Origin of the sequence: Ideonella azotifigens (genome assembly GCF_021043325.1) — a bacterium.
Taxonomy (GTDB): domain Bacteria; phylum Pseudomonadota; class Gammaproteobacteria; order Burkholderiales; family Burkholderiaceae_C; genus Ideonella; species Ideonella azotifigens.
Genome location: NZ_JAJNKD010000004.1, coordinates 80,258 through 96,152 on the forward strand (window position 1 = coordinate 80,258; position 15,895 = coordinate 96,152).

Below are 15,895 nucleotides of genomic sequence, written 5' to 3' on the forward strand. Positions count from 1 at the left end.
GGTCTGGTGACAAAGCCAGCGGCAGGAATGCCCACCATCTGCTGACTTGGTTCCCCAGTTGCGCCCGTGGAAACCCGGCATTTTACGATGCGATGGGATAATCAGTGGATGACGATCACCCTGAAATCCGCAGCCGACATCGAAGGCATGCGCGTCGCAGGCCGCCTGGCCTCGGAAGTGCTGGACATGCTGACCCCGTACGTCAAGCCCGGGATCACGACCGAAGCGCTGGACAAGCTGGCCCACGACCACATCGTGAACGTGCAGGGTGGCATTCCCGCGCCGCTGAACTACCAGCCGCCGGGCTACACGCCCTACCCAAAGTCGGTCTGCACCTCGATCAACCACCAGGTCTGCCACGGCATTCCGAACGACAGGCCGCTGAAGAATGGCGACATCGTCAACATCGACGTCACCGTCATCAAGGACGGCTGGCACGGCGACACCAGCCGGATGTTCGTCGTGGGTGAAGGCTCGATTGCCGCCAAGCGCCTGTGCGCGCTGACGTATGAGGCCATGTGGAAGGGCATTGTCAAGGTCAAGCCGGGCGCGCGCCTGGGCGACATCGGCCATTCGATCCAGACCTTCACCGAGAACCAGGGTTTTTCCATCGTGCGCGAGTTCTGCGGCCACGGCATCGGCCTGAAGTTCCACGAGGAGCCGCAGGTGCTGCACTATGGCCGCCCGGGCACGCTGGAAGAGTTGGTGCCAGGCATGGTCTTCACCATCGAGCCGATGGTCAACGCCGGCCGCCGCGAGATCAAGGAAGCCGGGGACGGCTGGACCATCGTCACCAAGGACCGCTCGCTGTCGGCCCAGTGGGAACACACCATCGTCGTGACCGAGACCGGCTATGAAGTGCTGACGGTTTCCGCAGGCAGCCCGCCCCCGCCGGCCTTCGTCAACGGCTGAACAAACCGGATGTCTGCAGTCCTAGAGTCCGTCATCCAGCCGCCGATCCCGCCGCAGGCCGCCGTGCCGGTGGCCGAGCTGCGCCGCCGCTTCAAGGACGGCAAGGCGGCCTTGCTGACCCATTTCCGCGAGGCCAGGCCCACGGTCACCAGCGCAGCGCGACTGGCACGGGCGCTGGCCCGGCATGTGGACGCGACGCTGGCCCAGCTGTGGTTCCAGTCCTGCCTGCCGCGGGGCGCAGTGCTGGTGGCGGTGGGCGGCTACGGGCGTGGTGAGCTGTGCCCCTATTCCGACATTGACGTGCTGGTGCTGCTGCCGGCCGGTGCCGAGGCCGACCCGGCCTGCCAGGCGGGCGTGTCGGACTTCATCACCGGCTGCTGGGACATCGGGCTGGAGATCGGCTCCTCGGTGCGCACGGTGGACGAATGCGTGGGCGAAGCCCGCAATGACGTGACGGTCCAGACGGCGCTGCTGGAAAGCCGCTTCCTCTGCGGCCCGCGCCGCCTGTTCACCCGCTTCCGCCGCGCGACCGACGAAGCCATGGACCCGGTGGCCTTCCTGCGCGCCAAGGCGCTGGAAATGCGCCAGCGCCACGTCAAGTACGAAGACACGCCCTACTCGCTGGAGCCCAACTGCAAGGAAAGCCCGGGCGGCCTGCGCGACCTGCAGGTGGTGATGTGGGTGGCCCGCGCCGCAGGCCTGGGCAAGACCTGGGGCGAGCTGGCGGCCAAGGGGCTGATGACGCAGTTCGAGGTCAAGCAGCTGCAGCGCCAGGAAGGCACGTTGAAGCTGATCCGCGCGCGCCTGCACCTGGTGGCGGGCCGGCGCGAAGACCGGCTGGTGTTCGACCTGCAGACCGCCGTGGCCGAGAGCTTCGGCTACCACGGCACCGGCAACGAGCGCGCCTCGGAAGTGCTGATGCGGCGCTACTACTGGGCCGCCAAGGCGGTGACCCAGCTGAACCAGATCCTGATGCTGAACATCGAGGAACGCATCATGGGCTCGGAGACGGCGCCGATGCGGCCGATCAACGCCCGCTTCCTCGACCGGGCCGGCATGCTGGAGGTCATCCGCGACGACCTTTACCTGGACAGTCCGCATGCCATCCTCGAAACCTTCCTGATCTACCAGCAGACACCCGGCATCAAGGGTCTGTCGGCCCGCACGCTGCGCGCGCTCTACAACGCCCGCAACGTGATGAACAGCAGCTTCCGGCGCGACCCGGTGAACCACGCGCTGTTCATGGAGATCCTGCAGCAGCCCGAGGGCCAGACCCACGCCTTCCGGCTGATGAACCAGACCTCGGTGCTGGGCCGCTACCTGTGGGTGTTCCGGGCCATCGTCGGCCGCATGCAGCATGACCTGTTCCACGTCTACACGGTGGACCAGCACATCCTGATGGTGCTGCGCAATGTGCGCCGCTTCTTCATTCCCGAGCATGCCCACGAATACCCGTTCTGCGCCCAGCTGGCGGCGAACTGGGACAAGCCCTGGCTGCTCTACATCGCAGCCTTGTTCCACGACGTGGCCAAGGGCCGCGGCGGCGACCATTCCGAGCTGGGCGGCACCGAGGTGCGGCGCTTCTGCCGCGACCACGGCATCGACAAGGCCGACGCCGCGCTGGTCGAATTCCTGGTGCGCGAACACCTGACGATGAGCCGTGTGGCGCAGAAGGAAGACCTGTCGGACGCGGACGTGATCGCCGCCTTTGCCCGCCACGTGGGCGACGCTCGCCACCTCACCGCGCTGTACCTGCTGACGGTGGCCGACATCCGCGGCACCAGCCCGAAGGTGTGGAACGCCTGGAAGGCCAAGCTGCTGGAAGACCTGTTCCGGCTCACGCTGCGTGCGCTGGGCGGCGCGGCGCCGAACGCGGACGCCGAGATCGAGGCCCGCAAGCAGGAGGCTCGCCACCTGCTCGCGCTGCACTCGGCGCTGCCGGGCACCGAGGAGCCGCTGTGGGCCACGCTGGAGGTCAGCTACTTCGCGCGGCACGACGGCTCGGAAGTGGCCTGGCATGCCCGCTCGCTGTGGCGCCACCTGGCGACGGACAAGCCCATCGTCCGGGCCCGGCCCTCGCCCATCGGCGAAGGGCTGCAGGTGCTGGTCTATGCCCAGGACCGGCCGGACCTGTTTGCCCGCATCTGCGGCTATTTCGACAGCACCGGCTTCTCGATCCAGGATGCCAAGGTGCACACCACGCGTACCGGCTACGCGCTGGACACTTTCCAGGTCGTGAACCCGCTGGCCGACGACCAGGGCGCCACCGCCTACCGCGACATGATCTCGCTGGTCGAGACGCAGGCCGCGCTGGCGCTGGCCAGCAGCGGCCCGTTGCCCGAGCCCAGCCGCGGCCGGGTCTCGCGCCGGGTGCGTTCGTTCCCGGTCAAGCCGCGGGTGCAGTTGCGGCCGGACGAACGGGGCCAGCGCTGGCTGCTGTCGGTCAGCGCAAGCGACCGCTCCGGGCTGCTGTACGCGATTGCCCGCGTGCTGGGCGCGCACCAGATCAGCCTGCAGCTCGCCAAGGTCTCGACCCTGGGCGAGCGGGTGGAAGACACCTTCCTGATCAGCGGCATGACGCTGGCCCAGCCCAAGGTGCAGCTGCAGATGGAAAGCGAGCTGCTGGACGCCATCGCGCCAGCAACTTGAAGCCAACGCCAGCAACTTGATGAAGCCACGAGGCGCCCTTTCAGCGCCTCGCCTTCAGTTCACTCGCCGCTGGTGCACAGGCGGAAGTCGCCCGAGCCGTCCAGCGCGGTCACGGTCCAGCGCAGCATGCCGGCTGGCGCGGTCTTCGTCGTCACCGTGCCATCGGTGCTCACGCTGGTCGACGAGCCGATGACCTGCCATTGGCCGTCGGCAATCTTCTGCTCCAGGTAGAGGTCGAAGTCCAGCGGGTAGATCTCGTCGTGCATGAAATCGGTCTGCACCGTCATCTTCGCGCCAACCTTGCCACCGGCCGAGTCGAACTTGAAGCGTGCCGCCTGGCCGCGGTACAGCGTGCCGACGTGCTGCGTGGTACCTGATGGGCAGGCCGCGCCGGTGTAGCCGCCACCGCCGAGCTCATAGGTGGCAGTGAGGGCGACGTTGCTGTAGCTGTCGAAGCTCCTCAGGCCGATGTAGTAGGTGCCGGCCTTGGGCGTGGGGAACACGCAGGTTTCGTTGGCGCCATTGCCGAACACGTCCGAGCTGCAGTCGTATTGCCACCAGCTTGGCACCTCGCCGCGGCTGACATACATCAGCAGGTCGGCCGAGGTGCTGCCGGTGGTCGCCACTGTCAGCTTGCCGGCGCCTTCGGGCACGTCGATCTTGTAGTAGTGCATGTCGCTGTCGCCCCAGCTGCCGCTGAGGCCGGTCAGCGGCACGCCGTTGCCCAGGTCGGTCAAGGGCGACGGGGTGGACAGCTGGGCCGTCAGCGCGACGTTCTGGAAATCGGTGTTGCCTGTCACCTTCACGTACCAGGTGCCGACCTTGGGGAAGCCCTGGTCGCAGCTCATGCCGCAGCCATTGCCGTCCGGGCTGGGTTCCTGCTGGTACTTCATGGACAGGCTCACATCGCCGCTGCCGCCGGCATTGCTGACCACCAGGTGCGAGGTGCCCTTGGGCACGCTGACCTTGTAAAGCACCGAGCTGCCGGCCGCGCCGGACACCTGCGCCGGCACGCCGGACGCCAGCTTGATCGCCTTGGGCCCCTGCTGGGTGCCCAGGGTGTAGCTGGCCAGCAGCTGCGCATCGGTGTAGCCGCCGATGTAGATGCTGCTCAGCATGACCGTGTAGCGGCCGGGCTTGGGGTTGTAGAAGGTGCAGACGTCGTTGTTGCCTTCGGCGCCGGTGTAGCAGTCATAGTGCATCTTGCTGACCGGCTTGCCGGCGGCGGCCATCCACATGTCGGCATCGCCGCTGCCGCCGGTCACACTGACGGTCAGCGAGCCGGCGCCTTCGGGCACGTCGATTGTGTAGAAGCGCTTGGTGTCGCCACCGTCGCTGACGGCCAACACCGTGTCGTTGGCCAGCGCGATGGCGCCGACCGACGAGGCGGGCGTCTTGTAGGGATCCGAGGCAGCGCTGGCGGCAGCGGTGGCCAGCAGGCCCCAGGCCAGCCACGCGGGCCGGGAGAACAAGGCGAGGGACGAGGTCCGGGACTGGGACATGGGGATGAGCTCCGAAGGCAGATGAAAGCAAAAACCGGCATGCAGGCACGCCGGCAACCAATGCGGCGAAGCATGCCCAGCAGTCCGGCAACGGAGTCCTCGCCGGTCTTGGTTTTTTCTGGTTTTTGCCGGTCTCCCGGCAAGCGTGGCAAGGATTTGGCAACGGAGGCCTTTTCGAGGGCTGGCCGTGACCGCTGGCCTGTCTTTGATCCAGCGGACAATCGCCGCGATGCCCGCCTTCCTCCCATGAGTTTTTCTCCCATCCAGGTGCCGGACTGGCTGGCCCAGCCAGCGCAGTTCGATTGCGTGATCGATGTGCGCTCGCCGGCCGAGTTCGCCGACGACCACCTGCCGGGCGCCGTCAACTGGCCGGTGCTGGACGACGCCGAGCGCGCCCATGTCGGCACGGTCTACACCCAGGTCTCGACCTTCGAGGCTCGCAAGCAGGGCGCGGCGCTGGTCTCGCGCCGCATCGCCGACATGCTGGAGCGCCACGTGGCCGACAAGCCCAAGGACTGGCGGCCGCTGGTCTATTGCTGGCGCGGCGGCCAGCGCTCGGGCAGCCTGTCGCTGGTGCTGGCGCAGATCGGCTTTCGCACCCGCCAATTGCAGGGCGGCTACAAGGCCTTCCGGGCCCAGGTGCGCGAAGACCTGGCCACCCTGCCCGGCCGCTTCCAGTGGCAGGTGCTGCGCGGGCGCACCGGCAGCGGCAAGACCCGGCTGCTGGCAGCGCTGGCGGACGAGGGGGCACAGGTGCTGGACCTGGAGGCGCTGGCCGCCCACCGCGGCTCGGTGCTGGGCGGCCTGCCCGGCGTGGCCCAGCCAGGGCAAAAACAGTTCGAGGGGCAGATCTGGCAGCAGCTGCAGGGTTTCGACCCGCGGCGGCCGGTGTTTGTCGAGGCAGAGAGCCGGCGCATTGGCGCCCGCCAGCTGCCGGACAGCGTGCTGGCCGCACTGCAGGCCCCGGCAGGCTGGGTGGAACTGCAGATGGACATTCCGGCGCGCACCGAGCTGCTGCTGGACGAGTACCGGTTCTTCACCGCGCAGCCCGAAGCGCTGTGCGAGCGCCTGGCCGAGCTGAACAGCCTGCGCGGCAACGCCACCGTGGCCCATTGGCAGGCGCTGGCCCGGGCCGGTGCCTGGGCGCAGCTCCTGCCCGAGCTGCTGAGCCAGCACTACGACCCGCTGTACGACAGGCAGCAGCGCCGCGGCAATGCGCCGGTTCGTGCGCTGCCGCTGGCGGACGGCCAGGCGGCGGCGCTGCAGGCGGCTGCACGCAGCCTGCTGACCTGACTCAGCCGATCGCGGTGCCAATCCCGGGCGGCAGCATCTCGCGCACCTGGGCCGCCAGCTTGGTCACGTCAATCGGCTTGGAGAGGTAGCCGTCGCAGCCGGCTGCGCGCATGCGGGCGTCGTCGCCCTTCATCGCATAAGCGGTGAAGGCCACCAGCACGATGTGGCGCGTGGCCGGGTCGGACTTCAGCCGGCGCGCCAGTGTCAGCCCGTCCAGGCCAGGCATCTGGATGTCGAGCAGGATCAGGTCCGGCGGGTTGGCCTGCACCCGGTCCAGCGCGGCCAGGCCGTCCTCTGCAGCATCGACCTCCAGGCCATCGGCGCTGAGCACGTAGCTGGTGAGCTCGACGTTCATCGCGTTGTCATCGACGATGAGGATGCGCGCGGCGCGGTGGGTGTCAACGGTCACAGCAGGTCTCCTTCGGTCAAGGCCACCACAGGCGGCCGCCAGCGCCGCAACGCGCCCAGGGTGTCGGCCAGTGCACCGCCGCCCTTGCCAAGCACGGCACGGGCCGAGGTGGCCAGCCGGCCGTACTCGTCGTCGGTCAGCACCATGCTGGTCCACACCAGCACCGGCAGTTCGCGCCAGGTGGGCAGGCGCTGCAAGGCGTCCAGCATCTCGAAGCCGTCGAAGCCCGGCATCATCAGGTCCAGGATCAAGGCATCCGGCCGGTGCTGCGACAGGCTTTCCAGCGCTTCCCGCCCATCGGCGAGGCAGACAGCGTCAATGCCCAGCTGGGCCAGCGACGAACGCATCAGCGCCAGCGCCAGCGGGTCGTCGTCCACCACCATCAGCCGTGGCCGGCGGCTGACCGGCAGCGCCAGCCGGCCCAGCGCCTGTGACAGCTCGCCGTTCTGCAGCGGCTTGGCCAGCAGGTCGGCGACGGGGAAGCTCGCGGTCTCGCCGGTGTCTCCCGCCGGCATGCTCAGCGCCAGCACCGGCGCGCTGCGGCTGGGGCCGGACTCGCGGATGCGGGCCAGCACGCTCAGGCCGCCACGCCCCGACAGGCGCAGCGCCAGCAAGATGGCGTCATAGGCCTGCTGGCTGGCCTGGGTAACGGCTTCCACGGCATTGGCTGCCGCGTCGACCAGGAAACCGGTGTCGGCCAGGCTGCGCACCAGCCGCGGATCGCTCTCGATGACCAGCAGCCGGTGGCTGGCCGGCGGCAGCATCAGGCCGTCGGCAGGATCGGGTTTCACGCGCGGCAGCACCAGGTGGAACACGCTGCCGGCACCCAGCGTGCTGCGCACGCCCACGCGGCCACCCTGGGCCTGCACCAGCCGGCGGGTCAGTGCCAGGCCCAGGCCGGTGCCGGCGTGCTGCTTGTTGTAGCCGGTGTCCAGCTGCTGGAATTCGGCGAACAGGCGCGGCAGGTCGGCCTCGGCAATGCCGATGCCTGTGTCCTCCACCTCCAGCCGGAAATGCGCCGGGCCCTCGGGGCGCGTGCGGATGGTGACCTGCCCGCCTTCAGTCGTGAACTTGATGGCGTTGGACAGGTAGTTGTAGAGCACCTGCTTGAGCCGGCCCGGGTCCAGATCCACCGTGTCCACTGCCGGGTCCAGGTCCAGCACGAGGCGCAACTGCTTGCGCTGCATGCCAGGCTGCAGCACGTCGCAGACCTCTCGCACCAGCGGTGCCAGCGCCAGCTGCTGCGGGAAAAACTCGAACTTGCCGGACTCGACCTTGGACAGGTCCAGCACGTCGTTGATCAGTTGCAGCAAGTGCCGGCCGCTGGCCGCGATGTGGCCGAGGAACTCGCGGTTCTTGGGCGACTGCGCCGGTACTGCACCGCTGTGCAGCAGGTCGGCAAAGCCGATCACCGCGTTCAGCGGCGTGCGCAGTTCGTGCGACATGTTGGCCAGGAACTGGCTCTTGAGCCGGCTGGCGGTCTGGATCTGCTGGTTCTCGGCTTCCAGCCGCATGGCCTTCTGGCGCGCTTCCTGCGCCAGCTTGTGCTGGGTGATGTCGGTCACGATGCCCAGCATGCGGCCGGCCGTGCCGCTGTCGTGCAGCAGCCCGGCCTGCAGGCTGATCCAGTGCACGCTGCCGTCTGGCCAGCGCACGCGGCATTCGGCCTGCCAGTCGCCCTGCTGCTCGACGGCGGCGCTGAAACTCGCCTGCAGCTCGGGCCGGTCTTCCGGGTGCACATGGGCCAGCAGCGTGTTGAAGGACCATGAAGGCTGCAGCTGGCTGTAGCCGAAGCAGCGGTCATGGCGGATCGAACGCCGGGTGGCGCCGGTCGCCAGGTCCATGTCCCATTCGCCGATCTGGGCCGAATCGAGCGCCAGCCGCAGCCGGGCGTCGCTCTCGCGCAGCGCGGCCTCGGCGCGCCGCTGCGGGCTCAGGTCGCGCACGATCTTGGCGCTGCCCACGACCCGACCGGAAGGGTCGCGCAGCGGCGAGACACTGACCGAAACCTCGAAGTGGCGCCCGCCCTTGGCCCGGGCCACGGTGTCGAACGGCGGCACGCTGTGGCCCGAGGCAATGTCGGCAAGCATGTGTGGCTCGGCCATCGCGTGTTCGGGGTTGGCAATGACCTGCACCGGCTGGCCCATGACCTCGCGGGCGGTGTAGCCGAACAGGGTTTCGGCAGCATGGTTCCAACTGGTGACCCGGCCATCCAACGACTTGCTGACGATGGCGTCGATGGACGAGTCGACGATGGCGGCCAGCCGCAGCCGCTCGGCTTCGATCTCCTCGATCTGCGTCAGGTCCCGGAACACCAGCGTCATGCCGCGCTGCTCGCCGCCTTCACCGTCTTTCGGGGCCAGCGTGGCGCGCACTTCCAGGGGGGTCAGGCTGCCGTTGCGCGAGCGGATCAGGTCATGCCGGGTCACCGGGCCGGCCGTGGCCAGCAGGCTGCGCACCACCTCCACCGGATTCTCGCCGGTGAGGGCCTCGTCGCGTCCTTCGCCCACCAGCACGTCCCACAGCACGCGGCCACGTGCCTCCGCGTCCGCCCAGCCGGTGACCCGCTCGGCGACCTCGTTCATGCGGGTGACCTTGCCCTGGGCATCGGTGACGATGAAACCGGCGCCGATGCTGTCCAGCGTCAGGGCCACGCTTTGCTCGATGCCTGCCAGGTGCTGCTCGGCGCTGCGGCGCTTGCTGACCTCGGCCTCCAGCGAACTGACCGCGCTGCGCAGCTGCGCTGCCGACGGGATGCGCAAGGCGCGTGGCAGCAGCACCCAGAGGGCAACGGCGGTGACGACCGAGATGGCCGCGGTGAAGACCTTGGCCAGCACCTGCAGCCCGTAATCGGCCTGCCAGATGGTCCACACGTCCATCACATGCGTGATGCCGCAGGCAAAGATGAAGGCGCTGAACAGCCAGGCCACCGGGCGGTAACCGATGTCCGGGCGCTTGCGGTAGAAGCTGACGATGGCCAGCGGAATGGAGAAATACGCCGCCGCGATCAACCCATCGGCAAGCACCATCGGCCACAGCAGGCCTGGCGCCCAGGTGAAGCAGTAGCCGTGCGGCAGGAAGCCGTTGCGTCCGAGCAAAGACAGCAGGAAATCCATGACAGCCCTTCTGTTCACCCCCTGACCCGCCGCCGTGCGTCGGGCCTCCCCTGGAGGTCATGTGCCTCGTGACGGCCGTGAGGCAGTCCGCCAGACATGGTCTGCCGCGGCAAGGCTGCGGTCAATCACTGCAGCGGCCGGGATCCCGTGTGCTGCCAAAAAATCGCAAAAAAGAGACTGTGCCGGGCACCCGGGCGGGTATCCGGCACAAGGCCCGTCGCGGCGCGATGCCAGCGCGATGCCGCTGTCACAGACCAAAGGCTTCAGCCCATGTGCAGGCCGCCATTGCAGGAGAAATCAGCACCGGTGGTGAAGCCGGAGTCTTCGCCCGCCAGCCAGGCGACGATGGCGCCGATCTCTTCGGGCGTGCCCAGGCGCTTGACCGGGATCGTCGCGACGATGCGCTCCAGCACCTCGGGCTTGATGGCGCGGACCATGTCGGTGCCGATGTAGCCAGGGCTGACGGTGTTGACCGTCACGCCCTTGGCAGCCACTTCCTGCGCCAGCGCCATCGTGAAGCCGTGCATGCCGGCCTTGGCGGCCGAGTAGTTGGTCTGGCCGGCCTGGCCTTTTTCGCCGTTGACCGACGAGATCTGGATCACCCGGCCCCAGCCGCGCTCGACCATGTCCGGCACCACCTGCTTGGTGACGTTGAACATCGAGTTCAGGTTGGTGTCGATGACGGCATGCCAGTCCTCGGGCGTCATCTTCAGGAACATGCGGTCACGGGTGATGCCGGCGTTGTTGACCAGGATGTCGATCGGACCGTGTTCGGCCTTGGCCGTCTTGAAGGCCTGCACGGTGGATTCCCAGTCGGCCACGTTGCCCACCGAGGCGTAGAACGTGAAGCCCAGCGCACGCTGTTCGTCCAGCCACTTGGTGAAGTCACGGCTGGGGCCGCAGCCGGCGATGACCTTCAGGCCGCTGTTGGCCAGGCGCTGGCAGATCGCGGTTCCGATGCCACCCATGCCACCGGTCACGTACGCTACTTTTTGAGTCATGTCTTTTATCTCCTGAGCTTGGATATCGAAGGGAAAGCAGCGGTTTCAAACCACTATCGCGCGTCGGCCCGGCCGCACACGTCCGTACATTCCCTGCGTCTCGCTGTGGTTCAACGCTCGACCGTCAGTGCAACACCCATGCCACCGCCAATGCACAGCGAGGCAATGCCCTTCTTCGCATCCCGGCGCTGCATCTCGTGCAGCAGCGTGACCAGGATGCGGGCACCGGATGCACCGATCGGGTGGCCGATGGCAATCGCGCCGCCGTTGACATTGACCTTGCTGGTGTCCCAGCCCATTTCCTGGTGCACCGCGCAGGCCTGCGCGGCAAAGGCTTCGTTGATCTCCAGCAGGTCCAGGTCGGCCGCCTTCCAGCCGGCACGCGCCAGCGCCTTGCGCGCCGCCGGCACCGGGCCCATGCCCATGATGGCCGGGTCCAGGCCGGCGCTGGCATAGCTGGCAATGCGGGCCAGCGGCGTCAGGCCCAGCGCCGCGGCCTTGGCCGCCGTCATCACGACCACGCCGGCAGCGCCGTCGTTCAGGCCGGAGGCGTTGCCGGCTGTCACGGAACCAGCCTTGTCGAAGGCGGGGCGCAGGCCGGCGAGTGCGTCGGCGTTGGTCTTGCGGTTGATGAATTCGTCGGCATCAAAGACGATGGGGTCCCCCTTCTTCTGCGCCAGGCTGACGCCGACGATCTCGTCCTTGAACCTGCCGGCGTCCTGCGCCGCGGCGGCCTTCTGCTGCGAGGCCAGCGCCAGTGCGTCCTGCGCTTCGCGGCTGATGCTGTACTGCCTGGCCACGTTCTCGGCGGTGATGCCCATGTGGTACTGGTTGTAGACGTCCCACAGGCCATCGGTGATCATGGTGTCGACCAGCTTCCAGTCGCCCATGCGCTGGCCATCGCGCGAGCCTGGCAGCACGTGGGGCGCCAGGCTCATGTTTTCCTGGCCACCGGCAATGATGATTTCGCTGTCACCGTCGCGGATGGCTTGCAGCGCCAGCATCACGGCCTTCAGGCCCGAGCCGCAGACCTTGTTGATGGTCATCGCCGGCACGCCGTTCGGCAGGCCGGACTTGATGACGGCCTGGCGCGCCGCGTTCTGGCCGGAGCCGGCGGTCAGCACCTGGCCGAGGATCACTTCGTTGACCTGTTCACCGGCCAGGCCGGTGCGGCGCAGCAGTTCCTTGATGACGGTGGCGCCCAACTCGGGGGCCGGGGTCTTGGCCAGGCTGCCGCCAAACTTGCCGACGGCAGTGCGGGTGGCGGCGACGATGACGATGTCGGTGGTCATGGGATGAGACTCCTTGCTGTGGATTCGGGCCGCGAGGCAAACGGCAACGCGCGGCGGGGACAGGGGTGATGGTGCTGAGGATGCGCGTTGGCAAGGCCTGCGGCCATCGGGTCAAGCGCGCTGTTTGACGTAGCGGCCGGGCGCAGGCTCGATGGCCTTGTGCTGCTTGCTGCCAGGCGCTTTTGGCGCAGGCACCTGCTTGCCGGCGTGGGTGGCGAGCCACTGGCTCCAGTCGGTCCACCAGCTGCCGCGATTTTCCTTGGCTTGTGCCAGCCATTCATCGGCCGTGGGCGGCAGGCCTTCGTTGATCCAGTGGGACCGCTTGCCGCTGGAAGGCGGGTTGATCACGCCGGCAATGTGGCCGGAGGCGCCCAGCACGAAGCGCTTGGGGCCTTTGAACACCTTGGTCGAGCCGTAGGCGCTCTTCCAAGGCACGATGTGATCTTCCTTCGAGCCATAGAGGTAGACGGGCGCCTTGATCAGCCCCAGGTCCAGCGGCACGCCGCAGACAGTCAGCTTGCCGGGCTGCTTCAGCTCGTCCTGCAGGTAGGTGTGGCGCAGGTACCAGCAGTACATCGGGCCCGGCAGGTTGGTCGAGTCGCTGTTCCAGTACAGCAGGTCGAACGGCGGCGGCATCTCGCCCTTCAGGTAGTTGCCGACGACGTAGTTCCACACCAGGTCGTTGGGCCTCAGGAAGCTGAAGGTGGTGGCCAGTTCCTGGCCCTTGAGCAGCCCGGGGCCGCCCGGCGCTTCGGCGCCCAGCGTCATCTCGCGCAGCTGCACCGAAGACTCGTCGACGAACAGGTCCAGCACGCCGGTGTCGGAGAAATCGACAAAGGTGGTCAGCAGCGTGACCGACGCGGCCGGTTGCTCGCCGCGCGCCGCCAGCACGCCCAAAGCGGTCGCCAGCAAGGTGCCGCCCACGCAGAAGCCCAGCGTGTCCAAGGTCTTCGCGCCGGTGATCTCCTGCACCGTGCGAAGCGCCTGGATCGCCCCCTGCTCGACGTAGTCGTCCCAGGTGTGGGCGCGCATGCTGTCATCCGGGTTGCGCCAGCTGACGACAAACACCCGGTGGCCTTGCGAGACGGTGTAGCGGATCAGCGAGTTGTCTGGTTGCAGGTCCAGGATGTAGTACTTGTTGATGCAGGGCGGCACGAACAGCATCGGCCGCTCGAAGACGGTGGCAGTCAGCGGCTTGTATTCAATCAGCTGGAAAAATGCGTTTTCGAACACCACCGAGCCTTCGGTGGTGGCCACATTGCGGCCAACCTCGAACAGGCTCTCGTCGGTCTGCGAGACATGGCCTTGCTGCAGGTCGTGGAACAGCTGGCGCAGGCCTTGCGCAATGCTCTCGCCGCGGCTCTCCAGCGCCTTGCGCTGGACCTCGGGGTTCAGCGCGATGAAGTTGCTCGGGCTGGCCGCGTCTATCCACTGCTGCACCGCGAAGCGCACGCGGGCGCGGGTCTTGTCGTCGCCCTGCAGCGCATCGGCCAGCTGCAGCATCATGCGGCTGTTCAGCAGGTACATCTGCGCGGTGAAGGCATTGCCCGGGTGGCTGCCCCAGTCCTTTGCGGCAAAGCGCCTGTCGGTGATGGCCAGCGGCTTGGCCTCGGCCGGTGCTTCGCCTGCACCGCTTGCGCCCTTGGTCAGCACGCTGTTCCAGATGGCCGTGGCCTGTTGCAGATAATCGTCGCGCAACTGCGTCAGCGCGGGTGCCGGCACGCTGATGCCGGACCACGATTTCAGCAGGTTGCCGACGGCATGGCCAAAGGCATCGGCGTGCGCTTGCGCCTGGGCACCCATGTCTTCGAACGACGACGGGGTAAAACGCTTGTTCAACGGCTTGTCTCCTGTTGATCAGCCCCACGGTCACTTGCCGCATGCGGCAAGGCCGGAGGCCCTGATGCAGCTTACCGCAGCAAGGCCTTAATTTCCGTTAAGCGATATTGCGAATCACATCCCGAAAAATGCACATCGTTGCTGCCGCTTGGATCTTCGTCGCGCTGATGATGGCGCTGGCCGAGGCCACCGCCACCGAGGGCAGCGTGCTGGGCGCGCTTTTCACCTTCTTGTTATACGGCGTGATGCCACTGGCCATCTTGCTCTATGTCATGGGCGCGCCCATGCGACGGCGTGCTCGCAGACTGGCCGAACAGCAACAGTGGGAGGCCGAGCGCGCCGCGCAGCCCGGTCCGGCTGGCAAGCCGTCTGTCGACCCTTCTGTCAACCCATCTGTCAACGATCGCGCGGCCCCGACGCCCGATTGAAGGCGGGCGACTCAGCGTCGCCAGATGGCCGCAGCGTGCCGGCCGGTCACACCGGTGTCACGCCGGTAGGAGTAGAAGCGCACGGCATCGCTCGCGGTGCACCACTGGCCCCCGCCGATCTGCTGCACGCCAGCCGCGCGCAGCCGCCGGCGCGCCAGGCCCGGCAGGTCGGCCCACCATTTCGGCGGCAAGCCTTCCGGCGTGGCAACTGACCGGAAGCAGGGGTCGCCCGGTTCGGCGCCGAACGCGATGCGCACCTCGTCTCCCACCTCGAAGCGCTGCGGCCCGATGCAAGCGCCCAGCCAGGTCGTCACTTCCGAGGGCTTGCAGCCCGCGGCTTCACAGAGCGCCGCCAGCGTGGCCTGCAGCACACCACCCGCCAGCCCGCGCCAACCCGCGTGCGCAGCGCCCACCGCCCGCCCCTGCGGCGCCGAAAACAGCACCGGCAGGCAGTCGGCCACCAGCACCGTGCAGGCCAGGCCGCGCTCGGTGGTGATGCTGGCGTCGGCTTGCCAGAACTCGGTCGACCGGCCTTGCGCGTCCACCGGAGTTTCACCGGCCCGCAGGTGCACCACCCGCGTGCCGTGCACCTGGTCCAGGTAGACAGGCTTGGCGCCGCCCAGCGCGGCGGCAAAACGCTGCTGGTTGCGCCAGATCGACTCGGGCACGTCGAGGTTGTCGCCGCGCAGGCCCGGTGGCCGCAGGTTCAGGCTGGCCCACGGTCCAAGGCTGACGCCGCCGGCCCGGGTGCTCATCAACCCTGCAGCCTCCGCCGGCAAACCGCTGGCGTGCAGCCAGATCGAATCCGTCACCAACTCATTCGGCATCGGGACAGCGCGCTGGATGCGTCTCGCTGAACGCTGGCAAGGCCATGCAGGCGTCGAAGACCTTCATGACCTGCGGCACATGGTCCAGCCGGCACTGGAAACGCTGGGCGTTGAAGATCTGCGGCACCAGCACGCAGTCGACCAGCCCCGGCGTGTCGCCCATGCTGAAGCGGCCCGCCTGCACTTGCAACTGGCGCTCGACCGTGGCCAGGCCGGTCTCGGTCCAATGCCGGTACCAGCGGGTCTTGTCCTCTTCCGACAGGCCCAGGTCCTTGACCAGGTAGCGCAGCACGCGCAGGTTGTTCAGCGGGTGAATCTCGCAAGCCATGTCCAGCGCCAGCGCGCGGGCCTGGGCCCGGCCCAGCGGGTCCGCCGGCAGCAGCGGTGGCTCGGGGTGCGTCTCGTCCAGGTACTCGATGATGGCCAGCGACTGGTGCACCGAGGCTTCACCGTCGCGCAGCAGCGGCACCAGCCGGGTGGCCGACACGGCGGCGTAGGACTCGCCCATCTGCTCGCTGCGTGCCAGGTGCACCGGCTTGTAGTCATAGGCCAGGCCCTTGAGCGCCAACGCAATGCGCACCCGGTACGAGGCCGCCGAGCGGAAGTAGTTGTAGAGCTCCATCACGG

12 protein-coding genes are annotated in these 15,895 nt (G+C 67.9%); 4 read left to right on the top strand and 8 right to left on the bottom strand.

Annotated elements, in window-relative coordinates; translation table 11 throughout:
- Positions 1-108 precede the first annotated feature (108 nt).
- Complete coding sequence (gene map, locus LRH25_RS11010) at positions 109-912, top strand: type I methionyl aminopeptidase (RefSeq protein WP_141287752.1); 804 nt, start codon at positions 109-111, stop codon at positions 910-912.
- Positions 913-921: 9 nt separating this feature from the next.
- Entirely contained in the window at positions 922-3,561 is a 2,640-nt protein-coding gene (locus tag LRH25_RS11015) for a [protein-PII] uridylyltransferase (protein WP_231011155.1), read from the top strand.
- Positions 3,562-3,620: 59 nt separating this feature from the next.
- Here the strand turns inward: LRH25_RS11015 and LRH25_RS11020 are convergent, their stop codons facing one another.
- Positions 3,621-5,063, bottom strand: a complete 1,443-nt coding sequence (locus tag LRH25_RS11020) for a PPC domain-containing protein (RefSeq protein ID WP_141291098.1) — start codon at positions 5,061-5,063, stop codon at positions 3,621-3,623.
- Positions 5,064-5,309: 246 nt separating this feature from the next.
- Here LRH25_RS11020 and mnmH point away from each other — a divergent pair, with 246 nt between their 5' ends.
- Positions 5,310-6,356: a tRNA 2-selenouridine(34) synthase MnmH gene (gene mnmH / locus LRH25_RS11025; protein ID WP_231011156.1), complete on the top strand. Its 1,047-nt coding sequence runs from the start codon at positions 5,310-5,312 to the stop codon at positions 6,354-6,356.
- Position 6,357: 1 nt separating this feature from the next.
- On the opposite strand, the gene LRH25_RS11030 is transcribed toward mnmH, so the two are convergent.
- The 5 genes from LRH25_RS11030 to phaC all read right to left on the bottom strand — a co-directional run bounded on the left by LRH25_RS11030 (position 6,358) and on the right by phaC (position 13,977).
- Positions 6,358-6,765 (bottom strand): response regulator, encoded by a 408-nt coding sequence (locus tag LRH25_RS11030; protein ID WP_231011157.1) that lies wholly within the window; start codon positions 6,763-6,765, stop codon positions 6,358-6,360.
- A complete protein-coding gene (locus tag LRH25_RS11035) occupies positions 6,762-9,881 on the bottom strand; it encodes a PAS domain S-box protein (RefSeq protein ID WP_231011158.1) in 3,120 nt (1,039 codons plus the stop codon). Before LRH25_RS11035 ends, LRH25_RS11030 begins: the two co-directional genes overlap by 4 nt.
- Positions 9,882-10,144: 263 nt before the next feature.
- Positions 10,145-10,882 (bottom strand): acetoacetyl-CoA reductase, encoded by a 738-nt coding sequence (gene phbB / locus LRH25_RS11040; protein WP_141288396.1) that lies wholly within the window; start codon positions 10,880-10,882, stop codon positions 10,145-10,147.
- A gap of 110 nt (positions 10,883-10,992) precedes the next feature.
- A complete protein-coding gene (locus LRH25_RS11045; protein ID WP_141288397.1) occupies positions 10,993-12,174 on the bottom strand; it encodes an acetyl-CoA C-acetyltransferase in 1,182 nt (393 codons plus the stop codon).
- Between the two features lie 111 nt (positions 12,175-12,285).
- Positions 12,286-13,977, bottom strand: a complete 1,692-nt coding sequence (phaC, locus tag LRH25_RS11050; protein ID WP_141288400.1) for a class I poly(R)-hydroxyalkanoic acid synthase — start codon at positions 13,975-13,977, stop codon at positions 12,286-12,288.
- 164 nt (positions 13,978-14,141) lie between these two features.
- Here phaC and LRH25_RS11055 point away from each other — a divergent pair, with 164 nt between their 5' ends.
- Entirely contained in the window at positions 14,142-14,441 is a 300-nt protein-coding gene (locus tag LRH25_RS11055) for a hypothetical protein (RefSeq protein WP_231011159.1), read from the top strand.
- Positions 14,442-14,452: 11 nt separating this feature from the next.
- Here LRH25_RS11055 and pgeF read toward each other — a convergent pair whose 3' ends face one another.
- Both pgeF and maiA read right to left on the bottom strand, forming a co-directional pair.
- Positions 14,453-15,268 (bottom strand): peptidoglycan editing factor PgeF, encoded by an 816-nt coding sequence (gene pgeF, locus LRH25_RS11060; protein WP_310742423.1) that lies wholly within the window; start codon positions 15,266-15,268, stop codon positions 14,453-14,455.
- Positions 15,258-15,890 (bottom strand): maleylacetoacetate isomerase, encoded by a 633-nt coding sequence (gene maiA / locus LRH25_RS11065; RefSeq protein WP_141290372.1) that lies wholly within the window; start codon positions 15,888-15,890, stop codon positions 15,258-15,260. The genes pgeF and maiA overlap by 11 nt, the downstream gene beginning before the upstream one ends.
- Positions 15,891-15,895 lie beyond the last annotated feature (5 nt).

Excerpts from the sequence above, each read along its gene's own strand:
- mnmH (WP_231011156.1), top strand. The coding sequence starts at position 5,310 with ATGAGTTTTTCTCCCATCCAGGTGCCGGACTGGCTGGCCCAGCCAGCG.
- phbB (WP_141288396.1), bottom strand. The coding sequence starts at position 10,882 with ATGACTCAAAAAGTAGCGTACGTGACCGGTGGCATGGGTGGCATCGGA.
- pgeF (WP_310742423.1), bottom strand. The coding sequence starts at position 15,268 with ATGCCGAATGAGTTGGTGACGGATTCGATCTGGCTGCACGCCAGCGGT.
- LRH25_RS11020 (WP_141291098.1), bottom strand. The coding sequence starts at position 5,063 with ATGTCCCAGTCCCGGACCTCGTCCCTCGCCTTGTTCTCCCGGCCCGCG.
- maiA (WP_141290372.1), bottom strand. The coding sequence starts at position 15,890 with ATGGAGCTCTACAACTACTTCCGCTCGGCGGCCTCGTACCGGGTGCGC.
- map (WP_141287752.1), top strand. The coding sequence starts at position 109 with ATGACGATCACCCTGAAATCCGCAGCCGACATCGAAGGCATGCGCGTC.
- LRH25_RS11035 (WP_231011158.1), bottom strand. The coding sequence starts at position 9,881 with ATGGATTTCCTGCTGTCTTTGCTCGGACGCAACGGCTTCCTGCCGCAC.
- LRH25_RS11045 (WP_141288397.1), bottom strand. The coding sequence starts at position 12,174 with ATGACCACCGACATCGTCATCGTCGCCGCCACCCGCACTGCCGTCGGC.
- LRH25_RS11015 (WP_231011155.1), top strand. The coding sequence starts at position 922 with ATGTCTGCAGTCCTAGAGTCCGTCATCCAGCCGCCGATCCCGCCGCAG.
- phaC (WP_141288400.1), bottom strand. The coding sequence starts at position 13,977 with ATGGGTGCCCAGGCGCAAGCGCACGCCGATGCCTTTGGCCATGCCGTC.
- LRH25_RS11055 (WP_231011159.1), top strand. The coding sequence starts at position 14,142 with ATGCACATCGTTGCTGCCGCTTGGATCTTCGTCGCGCTGATGATGGCG.